Source organism: Flavobacterium zhairuonense (assembly GCF_004352915.1).
Taxonomy (GTDB): domain Bacteria; phylum Bacteroidota; class Bacteroidia; order Flavobacteriales; family Flavobacteriaceae; genus Flavobacterium; species Flavobacterium zhairuonense.
This window is the reverse complement of sequence record NZ_SJSY01000017.1, coordinates 1-305: the sequence shown is the minus strand read 5'-3', so window position 1 is coordinate 305 and position 305 is coordinate 1. Positions and strand designations below refer to the sequence as shown.

Below are 305 nucleotides of genomic sequence, written 5' to 3'. Positions count from 1 at the left end.
CTGCGTGAAATAAAAGCTTTGCCGTTAAACTTACTTCAAGCAACTCCTCAAAATACTAACCGGATGCTGTGCTTCACGTTTTGTTCCATAATAAATTTGATGACGACAGCTCGTTCCCGCAGCAGCGATTTTTACATTTTCGGCAGTGTTGCGCACTTTTGGAAAAAGCGTGTCCTCTCCCAAAACCATTTAATTTTCCGGTTATCAATCAACAACAAACCCAAATGGATGAGATTTGTAAAGTGATTTTAGCAAACCAAAAACTTCCAAATCATATTACTGGCGAAGAAGGAATTAAAGATGTT

At 38.4% G+C, this 305-nt stretch carries 1 protein-coding gene; it reads right to left on the bottom strand.

What is annotated here, in order from left to right; all coding sequences use genetic code 11:
• Positions 1 to 30: 30 nt before the first annotated feature.
• Positions 31 to 156, bottom strand: a complete 126-nt coding sequence (locus EYY60_RS22485) for a hypothetical protein (RefSeq protein ID WP_262711182.1) — start codon at positions 154 to 156, stop codon at positions 31 to 33.
• Positions 157 to 305: the final 149 nt, after the last annotated feature.